The 6,543-nt window shown below is 49.5% G+C and carries 7 protein-coding genes; 3 read left to right on the top strand and 4 right to left on the bottom strand.

Translation table 11 applies throughout. The features are described 5' to 3' along the window. Positions 1-11: 11 nt before the first annotated feature. Positions 12-1,628, bottom strand: coding sequence for a phosphomethylpyrimidine synthase ThiC (thiC, locus tag ACJMM9_RS17465; RefSeq protein ID WP_405329893.1), 1,617 nt, complete (start codon positions 1,626-1,628; stop codon positions 12-14). Between the two features lie 323 nt (positions 1,629-1,951). Between thiC and ACJMM9_RS17470 the strand changes: the two genes are divergently transcribed. Both ACJMM9_RS17470 and ACJMM9_RS17475 read left to right on the top strand, forming a co-directional pair. Next, positions 1,952-2,125, top strand: a complete 174-nt coding sequence (locus ACJMM9_RS17470; protein ID WP_173465446.1) for a hypothetical protein — start codon at positions 1,952-1,954, stop codon at positions 2,123-2,125. Positions 2,126-2,128: 3 nt separating this feature from the next. Beyond that, complete coding sequence (locus ACJMM9_RS17475) at positions 2,129-3,646, top strand: Na+/H+ antiporter NhaC family protein (RefSeq protein WP_405329896.1); 1,518 nt, start codon at positions 2,129-2,131, stop codon at positions 3,644-3,646. A gap of 169 nt (positions 3,647-3,815) precedes the next feature. On the opposite strand, the gene ACJMM9_RS17480 is transcribed toward ACJMM9_RS17475, so the two are convergent. The 3 genes from ACJMM9_RS17480 to ACJMM9_RS17490 are packed head-to-tail and all read right to left on the bottom strand — an operon-like array spanning position 3,816 to position 5,400. Beyond that, positions 3,816-4,760, bottom strand: coding sequence for a DMT family transporter (locus ACJMM9_RS17480; protein WP_405329898.1), 945 nt, complete (start codon positions 4,758-4,760; stop codon positions 3,816-3,818). Positions 4,761-4,762: 2 nt separating this feature from the next. Continuing rightward, a complete protein-coding gene (locus ACJMM9_RS17485; RefSeq protein ID WP_405329900.1) occupies positions 4,763-5,182 on the bottom strand; it encodes a putative toxin-antitoxin system toxin component, PIN family in 420 nt (139 codons plus the stop codon). Next, positions 5,179-5,400, bottom strand: coding sequence for a hypothetical protein (locus ACJMM9_RS17490; protein ID WP_405329903.1), 222 nt, complete (start codon positions 5,398-5,400; stop codon positions 5,179-5,181). Before ACJMM9_RS17490 ends, ACJMM9_RS17485 begins: the two co-directional genes overlap by 4 nt. Before the next feature lie 197 nt (positions 5,401-5,597). On the opposite strand from ACJMM9_RS17490, the gene glnS reads away from it, so the two are divergent. Continuing rightward, a partial coding sequence (gene glnS, locus ACJMM9_RS17495; protein ID WP_405329906.1) for a glutamine--tRNA ligase occupies positions 5,598-6,543 on the top strand: 946 nt, incomplete at its 3' end.

Consider the following 6,543-nt stretch of genomic DNA (forward strand, 5'->3'; position numbering starts at 1 on the left):
CGAGTTTCGGTTTACTTCAGCGGGTCGCTATTCGGGTCGAGCTTGCCGGTCTTCACGTATTCCTGGATGTCTTTAGAAATGCGCATCGAGCAGAACTTCGGGCCGCACATCGAGCAGAAGTGCGAGGACTTTGCGTTGTTGCCCGGGAGCGTTTCGTCGTGGAATTCGACAGCGCGTTCCGGGTCGAGCGAAAGCGCGAACTGGTCGTTCCAGCGGAAGCTGAAACGGGCGCGCGAAAGCGCGTCATCGCGGAAGTGCGCGGCAAAGTGGCCCTTGGCAAGGTCTGCGGCATGGGCGGCGAGCTTGTATGTCACCACGCCTTCACGCACGTCGTTCTTGTCTGGGAGGCCCAAGTGTTCCTTTGGCGTCACGTAGCAGAGCATGGCGGTTCCGAACCAGCCAATCATTGCTGCACCGATGGCAGACGTGATGTGGTCGTAACCCGGAGCAATGTCTGTCGTGAGAGGGCCAAGCGTGTAGAACGGCGCGTTGTGGCACATTTCAATCTGGCGGTCCATGTTTTCGCGAATCTTGTGCATCGGCACGTGACCTGGACCTTCGATGATGACCTGAACGCCTTTCTTCCAGGCGATTTCGGTGAGTTCGCCGAGCGTATCAAGTTCGGAGAACTGGGCCATGTCGTTAGCATCTGCAATGGAACCCGGACGCAGACCATCGCCCAAGGAAACGCAAACGTCGTACTTTGCGAGAATGTCGCAGATTTCGTCGAAGTGCGTGTAAAGGAAGTTCTCTTGCTTGTGGACCATGCACCAGCGGGCGATGATGGAACCGCCACGGCTTACGATGCCTGTCGTGCGTTCGAGTGCAAACGGAATGTACTTGAGCAAAAGACCTGCGTGGATCGTAAAGTAGTCAACGCCCTGTTCGGCCTGTTCAATAAGCGTGTCGCGGAACACTTCCCACGTGAGGTCGTCGGCGATACCGTTCACCTTTTCGAGAGCCTGGTACATCGGCACCGTTCCTATAGGCACGGGGCTGTTGCGCAAAATCCATTCGCGCGTTTCGTGAATGTCCTTGCCGGTCGAGAGGTCCATCACCGTATCTGCACCCCAGCGCACAGACCAGACCATCTTTTCGACTTCCTGTTCAATGGAAGAAGCGACAGAAGAGTTACCGATGTTGGAATTGATCTTTGTGAGGAAGTTGCGGCCGATAATCATCGGTTCGCATTCCGGGTGGTTCACGTTCGCGGGGATGATGGCGCGGCCTTCGGCGATTTCCTTGCGCACGAATTCCGGCGTGATGGCATCACCGTTGCTGCCAAAAATTTCGTCCATTTTCTGGTTTTCGCGAATGGCGACGTATTCCATTTCGCGAGTGATGACGCCTTCGCGGGCGTACTGCATCTGAGTCTTGTGGGCGCCGTCTTTTTCCAAACGTTCGCGGATCCACGGTTCACGAATGCGTTCAAGTCCTTTCTTTACATCAATCGTCTTGTCGGGGTCGCCATAAGCGCCACTCGTATCGTAAACAGGGAGCACGGGGCATTTCGGGTCGTCGAGCGAAATTTCGCGCATGGCGACTTTCAAATCCGGGAAAATCTTACCGGGGACATAAATCTTGCGAGACTGCGGAAAAGGCTTGAAAAAGCCATTAGATTCAGACATATTCGTTCCTTTTGTTCAATTACGAACCAAGTTCAAGGGGTATAATCTCAGCCCGCGTATTAAGTGCAGGCACCCCGCCTATAATATAGATAATAAAATAGTCATTAGTCGTTGGTCTATAGTCATTAGGAGTCGAAGACTACTCAGAAGGCGAATGTTGCAAAAATGAGAGAACTCATTTTTATAACCGAGCCGAGGAGTAGGGGCTTTGCCCCATCCAGTTATTTTTTAAAGTAGGGTGGATTGCGTCATCCAAGCCATTTTCTTCTCATATAATAATTAGATTTTTTAGGTATTTTTTTGAAAAATGCAAAGGAGAAATCATGTCGGAAAAAGAAATGAACAACCAGAGGGCTATCTATGCGCTTTCTGACTTGAGAATGTATGCGAGTTCGCGTTCTTTGGATGCGATTGATTACGCTATTGAAGTTTTGCAAAAACTGGAAAATGCAGGAATTAAAAATCCGCTTGAATCATTAAAACCAGAGGAAAAGTAATTTATGGAACAGGCCACAAATACAGTAATGGCTTATGGAACTTTCTGGGCTCTTGTGCCGGCTCTTGTCGCGATTATTCTAGCCCTTGTCAGTAAAGAAGTTTACTCGTCGCTTTTTGTGGGCGTCATTGTCGGTGGGCTTCTTCTTTGTCAAGGGACGGGTTCGGGATTCTTTGATGCCGTTTTTAAGAACGGCTTGATTGCAAAGGTCGCAGACCCCTATAACGTGGGCATTCTCGTGTTCCTTGTTATGTTGGGGGCAATGGTCGCTCTCATGAACAGGGCTGGGGGATCAGCCGCTTTTGGCAACTGGGCCAAGACGCATATCAAGTCAAAAGTCGGTGCGCAGATTGCGACGATTTGCTTTGGCATCTTGATCTTTATCGATGACTATTTCAACTGCCTTACGGTCGGTAGCGTGATGCGCCCGGTAACAGACCGCTTCAAGGTGAGTCACGAAAAACTTGCGTATCTGATTGATTCTACGGCGGCTCCGATTTGCATCATTGCGCCTATCAGCTCATGGGCTGCTGCGGTTTCGGGATTCGTGGAAGGCGAGGATGGCCTCACGCTTTTCATCAAGGCTATCCCATTTAACTTTTATGCTCTCTTGACGATACTTGCTTTGTTCCTGGTTGTCATTTGGAATGTGAATATCGGTCCGATGAAAAAACACGAAATGCATACAAATGCTGTCGGCGATAATTTTGAAGAATTGAATTTTACGTCTACGAAAGGTGGAGTTCTTGATCTCGTCATGCCGATTGTATCTTTGATTGTGTTCTGTGTGCTCGGCATGGTTTATACGGGCGGTTATTTTGCATCAGGTGATGCTGCGAAAGGCTTTGTTGATGCTTTTGCTTCGTGCGATGCTTCTGTCGGCCTTGCAATCGGATCGTTTGGTGCGTTTATCTTTACCGTTTGCTTCTATATGAGCCGCCGCGTGTTGCGCTTCAGCCATTGTATGGCTTGCTTGCCGGATGGCTTCAAGGCGATGGTACCTGCAATTTTGATTTTGGCTTTGGCATGGACGCTTAAAGGCACGACAGATGCGCTTGGCGCAAAGGAATTTGTGGCTGGCCTTGTGAAGGGCGGTGCCGCTGGATTCATGAACTTCATGCCGGCGATTATCTTTGTGATTGCTGCGTTCCTTGCTTTTGCTACGGGAACATCCTGGGGCACGTTCGGCATCCTCATCCCGATTGTCGTGGCGGCGTTTGGCGGCGTGGATTACAGCCTCATGGTCATTTCGATTTCCGCTTGCATGGCGGGTGCCGTTTGCGGTGACCACAGCTCTCCGATTTCGGATACGACGATTATGGCAAGTGCTGGTGCGGAATGCAATCACGTGAATCACGTCAATACGCAGATTCCGTATGTACTCGTTGTAGCTGCAATTTCATTTGTCACCTACATTGTCGCGGGCTTCACCCGCAGCGCCGTACTTTCGCTGCTGTTCGGCTTCGTGCTGACCTTCGGTACGCTTGTGATGATTAAAAAGCGCGCCAAGAAAGAAGGCTAACGATTCCGCACTCGTCATCCTGAACTTTTACACTCGTCATCCTGAACGGCGATAGCCGTGAAGACAACTCAGAAGGCGAGTGTTGCAAAAATGAGTATTCTCATTTTTATAACCGAGCCGAAGAGTTGGGGCTTTGTCCCATCTAGTAAAGTCTTGTAAAATCGAAAGGCTAATGGCGCTTTAAATTAACTTGCGCAAGGATAACGGCGGTAAACATTAGCACACAGCCGATTCCTTCCTGAAGGGTGAATCGTTCGCCAAGAACAGCCCACCCAGAAATCACGGAAAATACAGATTCCAGGCTCATCAATAGCGACGCTAGGGTGGGCCTGATTTTATTTTGGGCGATAATTTGCAATGTGAATGCCACGCAGCTCGAAAGGATGGCCGCATACAAAAGCGGAATCCACGGACCAAAATGCGAATAGACTTCGACGATGTTGCCGAAACCCGCGAAACTCCCTTTCAAGTCCACAAAAAACATCGGGAAAATGGAAAGCGTTGCGACTACGAGAAACTGTATTGCCGAAAGTCTCACATTGTCCATGTAGGGGCCGTACTTCCCGACCACGAGAATGTGTGCTGCAAAAGCGAGTGCGCACAAGAGCAGAACCGTATCGGAGATCTCGATGGAAAAGTCCCCCTTGATGCAGAGCAAGTAAAGCCCCGCGACAGTGATGGCAACGCAAAGCCAGATTTTAGTGGAAATCTTCTTGCCGAAAAACAGGCTCAGAATCGGGACGAAAATGATGTAGCAGGTGGTAAGGAACCCCGCCTTTCCGGCGGAACAGCCCAGGTAAAGCCCGGTCTGCTGCAGATTCATCGCAAAGAAAAGCGTAAGCCCGCAGAAAAGCCCTGCTTTCCAGAGCGCTCGGTTTTCTTCTTTGTTTTTCGGGCGCCTTGGATTTTTACCAAGTTTGTCTAAAACGTTAGCAAGCCCAAAGAGGACTCCTGTCGCGATGAAATTTCGCATGCACACGAACGCGAACGGACCGATGTCGTTCCCCTCGATTTGTGCGACAAAGGTGGATCCCCAAAGGAATGCCGCCAGAACCAGTAAAAAACTATATCCAATATTTGCCATCTCGGGTGAGAAAATGGAATTTTTAACCATTCCTATAGTGAATTTTCTTCTTCCAGTATTGTTGAAAACTCTTGAATTCTTTTTACTACAAGTTTTGGAAAATCAATTTGTTTCAAAACATCGAAATGCGAGTCGTTGGATACGATGTATGTTGCGTTTCCGGCGATTGCGCAATCAACGAACTTATTGTCATCGGGGTCGTTTTTAATTAGGTTAAAACGATAAAATGGTTCTATAAGTTCGACTGTCGGAGCATTTAACAGTGTTTGAACAACATTTGATGCAATTACGGAGTTCGTACTTTGTGTAAGAATCTCTTCATACTCTTCGAGTATTTCGTTTGACACGCAAAGAGTGTATTTGCCTTGCTGCAAGCCTTTCCATACATTAAAGTACGCGCCCCTTCTAGATAGGGACGCTAGCAGGCAATTTGTATCGAGGACTATTCTCATTTGGCCTTATAGGGAGTTCGGAGATGTTCTTTTAGGACATTTTCGTTTTTTTCGTTGTTCCAGGCGCCAGATTCCCACAAGGCGTCCATGTCATCCTCGACGCGTTTGGCGAAAATTTCCATCAATGCTGTTCGGATTTCTGCCAAAGCTTTTGAATCTTTGGCAAAGGAGAACATCTTTAACAGATGTAATTGCGTTGGATTCAGTGTGGATTCCATAAGAACTCCATTTGTTGAAATGATTCTATTTCAATATACATTTTTTATATGGAATCGCAAGTCGCACTCTGTTGGTGGTGTATTCTTGAAAAACTAAGTTCCATAACCTTATATTGCCACTATTTCCTCTCGTCTCTCGTCCCTAGTCTCTCGTCTATTTTCTAAATTATCCGCTGTAAAAATCAAAGGATTGAAATATGGAAATCCCCGAATCTTCGAATTTTATTCAGGACATTATCGTTAACGACCTCCAGACTGGCAAGCGCGATCACGTGCTGACGCGTTTCCCGCCCGAACCGAACGGCTACATTCACATTGGCCATGCCAAGTCCATCTGCTTGAACTTCGGCACCGCCAAGAAGTTCGGTGGCTTTACGAACCTCCGCTTCGACGACACGAACCCGACCAAGGAAGACGTGGAATACGTCGATTCCATCCGCGAAGACGTGAAGTGGCTCGGCTTTGAATGGAAAGAAGAATTTTTCGCAAGCGACTACTATGACCAGATTTACGCCTTTGCCGAAAAGATGATTGAAATGGGCAAGGCTTACGTCGAAGATTTGACTCGCGACGAAATGCAGGAATACCGTGGCAACGATGCCGGCAAGCCCTCCCGCCCGAGCCCCTACCGCGACCGCAGCGTCGAAGAGAACATGAAGCTCTTCCACGAAATGCGCGACGGCAAGTATGCCGACGGTGAAAAGTGCCTCCGTGCCAAGGTTGACCTCGCAAGCCCGAACATGAACATGCGCGACCCGGTCATCTACCGCATCAAGCATTGTACGCACCATCGCACTGGCGACAAGTGGTGCATCTACCCGATGTACGACTTTGCCCACCCGCTCAGCGACTGGATCGAGGGTATCACGCACTCCATCTGTACGCTGGAATTCGAGGCGCACCGCCCGCTGTACGACTGGTTCCTGATTGAACTGGGCCTGGACAACCGCCCGCAGCAGATTGAATTTGCCCGCCTGAACCTCACCTACACCATGATGAGCAAGCGTAAGCTCCTTGAACTGGTGGAGACGAAGGCCGTGATGGGCTGGAACGACCCCCGTATGCCGACGGTCTGCGGTTACCGCCGCCGTGGCTTTACTCCGAGTTCCATCCGCGAGTTCTGTGACCGCATCGGCGTATCGA

Origin of the sequence: Fibrobacter sp. (assembly GCF_045112255.1) — a bacterium.
In the GTDB taxonomy this organism is placed as follows: Bacteria; Fibrobacterota; Fibrobacteria; order Fibrobacterales; family Fibrobacteraceae; genus Fibrobacter.